This is a genomic window from Pseudonocardia sp. ICBG1142 (assembly GCF_020496255.1).
Classification (GTDB): Bacteria; Actinomycetota; Actinomycetes; order Mycobacteriales; family Pseudonocardiaceae; genus Pseudonocardia.
The window spans coordinates 1-2670 of sequence record NZ_JAHLJC010000026.1 but is presented as its reverse complement, the minus strand read 5'-3'; the positions used below and the strand labels follow the sequence as shown (position 1 = coordinate 2670).

At 60.7% G+C, this 2670-nt stretch carries 4 protein-coding genes; 2 read left to right on the top strand and 2 right to left on the bottom strand.

Annotated elements, in window-relative coordinates; genetic code table 11:
* The first annotated feature begins 522 nt into the window (after positions 1–522).
* Positions 523–888: a DUF4258 domain-containing protein gene (locus KPL59_RS13815; RefSeq protein ID WP_226361020.1), complete on the top strand. Its 366-nt coding sequence runs from the start codon at positions 523–525 to the stop codon at positions 886–888.
* Positions 889–913: 25 nt separating this feature from the next.
* Positions 914–1153 carry a DUF2283 domain-containing protein gene (locus KPL59_RS13810; protein WP_226361021.1) on the top strand — a complete coding sequence of 80 codons (240 nt, stop codon included), beginning with the start codon at positions 914–916 and terminating at the stop codon, positions 1151–1153.
* Between the two features lie 356 nt (positions 1154–1509).
* Here the strand turns inward: KPL59_RS13810 and KPL59_RS13805 are convergent, their stop codons facing one another.
* Positions 1510–1749 carry a DUF2283 domain-containing protein gene (locus tag KPL59_RS13805; RefSeq protein WP_226361021.1) on the bottom strand — a complete coding sequence of 80 codons (240 nt, stop codon included), beginning with the start codon at positions 1747–1749 and terminating at the stop codon, positions 1510–1512.
* 25 nt (positions 1750–1774) lie between these two features.
* Positions 1775–2140, bottom strand: a complete 366-nt coding sequence (locus KPL59_RS13800; protein WP_226361020.1) for a DUF4258 domain-containing protein — start codon at positions 2138–2140, stop codon at positions 1775–1777.
* Positions 2141–2670 lie beyond the last annotated feature (530 nt).

Here is a 2670-nt window from a genome sequence, read left to right as displayed (position 1 = left end):
TTGCTCCACAGGATGGAGCGGAACACGGCAGGCCCAGGCTGACCCCCGCAGAGGGGGTGCGCATCGGACGTGTTCAACGCAGTAGCCGATGCGACAGACTGACTGGACATCCCGCCCTGGGGCATCAGTAACGCGGTGCCCGGGACACGCGACCGAAGCAACCGACCGACGGCAGAACAGCCGCGACCGTTCGATCCGAGTCTCCCCCCTACCCGGTCAACCTTGCGCATCCGCGCGCCGTTGACCGGGTAGGGGGGGGGCTCCCTTCGCTGCCCTCCCTCCGGCAGGGAGGACAAGCTCCTACGGAGCCCAGCGAGCCCCGAGCCCAGCGAGCCCCGAGCCCAGCGAGCCCCGAGCCCAGCGAGCCCCGAGCCCAGCGAGCCCCGAGCCCAGCGAGCCCCGAGCCCAGCGAGCCCCGAGCCCAGCGAGCCCCGAGCCCAGCGAGCCCCGAGCCCAGCGAGCCCCGAGCCCAGCGAGCCCCGAGCCCTTGCGAGCGTCCACTCAGCATGATCTAGTGCATAAATGAAACGTTTTCTTCGTGCAACTACTGTGACTATTCTGCTATTTATGGCGGCGCTAGGAGCGAGTTCGAGTCCTGCACTGGCTTCCGATTTAAAATCTCCGACTCAGGGGGCATCCCTTTCTTGGGGATTTACTTCAGAAAAGTTCGCTAACCGCCCGCGTCATATCGCGGGCTACACCATCCATGCGAAGCTCCGCATGAGCGAACGCGATATCGGAGAGAAAGAAGTGAACGCGCTGGTTCGTTTCGGACCAGAGGGGATCAATCAAGGAGATGGAACCTGGAAGATTATGGAGGCGGATACTCCATTCGCCGTGGTTATTAACGGGAGTGGCTGGGTCGTCACAGTCCACCCGGTGATTTGAGGGTGAAATGATTACCAAGCGAGAAGTGTCAGTAACGCTGGAACTGGATACGTCTGGCGATGTGGCCTACCTTCGTTTCGAAAGGCTGTCTGCGGACGATGCACGTCGAGTTCGCACAGCTTTAGTGGAAGATCGACAAGGCGTCATGTACGGAGCGTTGGATTTTGAGAACGAAGGAAAAGGCCGGATGGTAGGTCTGGAGATTCTGAACGCGTCGAAGCGGTTGCCGGGTAGATGGCTCAGCGAAGGCGAGAATGGGGAATGAAGAAGGCGGTAGGTGGACTGTTGGTTGCAGTGGGAGTCTTGTTGTCAATTACAGGCTCAGCCGCTGCGGGAGAGAGCAGGAAGGAGGGCTCGGGGCAGTCTTGTGTGGTGTATGCGCCGAAACAGTATGAGTGTTTCTCTAACAATGCCGAGGCGAACGCGGCAGCGGATGCTCACAGCTGTGAGCATCCGCTGCCGCGTTCGCCTCGGCATTGTTAGAGAAACACTCATACTGTTTCGGCGCATACACCACACAAGACTGCCCCGAGCCCTCCTTCCTGCTCTCTCCCGCAGCGGCTGAGCCTGTAATTGACAACAAGACTCCCACTGCAACCAACAGTCCACCTACCGCCTTCTTCATTCCCCATTCTCGCCTTCGCTGAGCCATCTACCCGGCAACCGCTTCGACGCGTTCAGAATCTCCAGACCTACCATCCGGCCTTTTCCTTCGTTCTCAAAATCCAACGCTCCGTACATGACGCCTTGTCGATCTTCCACTAAAGCTGTGCGAACTCGACGTGCATCGTCCGCAGACAGCCTTTCGAAACGAAGGTAGGCCACATCGCCAGACGTATCCAGTTCCAGCGTTACTGACACTTCTCGCTTGGTAATCATTTCACCCTCAAATCACCGGGTGGACTGTGACGACCCAGCCACTCCCGTTAATAACCACGGCGAATGGAGTATCCGCCTCCATAATCTTCCAGGTTCCATCTCCTTGATTGATCCCCTCTGGTCCGAAACGAACCAGCGCGTTCACTTCTTTCTCTCCGATATCGCGTTCGCTCATGCGGAGCTTCGCATGGATGGTGTAGCCCGCGATATGACGCGGGCGGTTAGCGAACTTTTCTGAAGTAAATCCCCAAGAAAGGGATGCCCCCTGAGTCGGAGATTTTAAATCGGAAGCCAGTGCAGGACTCGAACTCGCTCCTAGCGCCGCCATAAATAGCAGAATAGTCACAGTAGTTGCACGAAGAAAACGTTTCATTTATGCACTAGATCATGCTGAGTGGACGCTCGCAAGGGCTCGGGGCTCGCTGGGCTCGGGGCTCGCTGGGCTCGGGGCTCGCTGGGCTCGGGGCTCGCTGGGCTCGGGGCTCGCTGGGCTCGGGGCTCGCTGGGCTCGGGGCTCGCTGGGCTCGGGGCTCGCTGGGCTCGGGGCTCGCTGGGCTCGGGGCTCGCTGGGCTCGGGGCTCGCTGGGCTCCGTAGGAGCTTGTCCTCCCTGCCGGAGGGAGGGCAGCGAAGGGAGCCCCCCCCCTACCCGGTCAACGGCGCGCGGATGCGCAAGGTTGACCGGGTAGGGGGGAGACTCGGATCGAACGGTCGCGGCTGTTCTGCCGTCGGTCGGTTGCTTCGGTCGCGTGTCCCGGGCACCGCGTTACTGATGCCCCAGGGCGGGATGTCCAGTCAGTCTGTCGCATCGGCTACTGCGTTGAACACGTCCGATGCGCACCCCCTCTGCGGGGGTCAGCCTGGGCCTGCCGTGTTCCGCTCCATCCTGTGGAGCAACGGCTGCT

Excerpts from the sequence above, each read along its gene's own strand:
- KPL59_RS13815 (WP_226361020.1), top strand. The coding sequence starts at position 523 with ATGAAACGTTTTCTTCGTGCAACTACTGTGACTATTCTGCTATTTATG.
- KPL59_RS13800 (WP_226361020.1), bottom strand. The coding sequence starts at position 2,140 with ATGAAACGTTTTCTTCGTGCAACTACTGTGACTATTCTGCTATTTATG.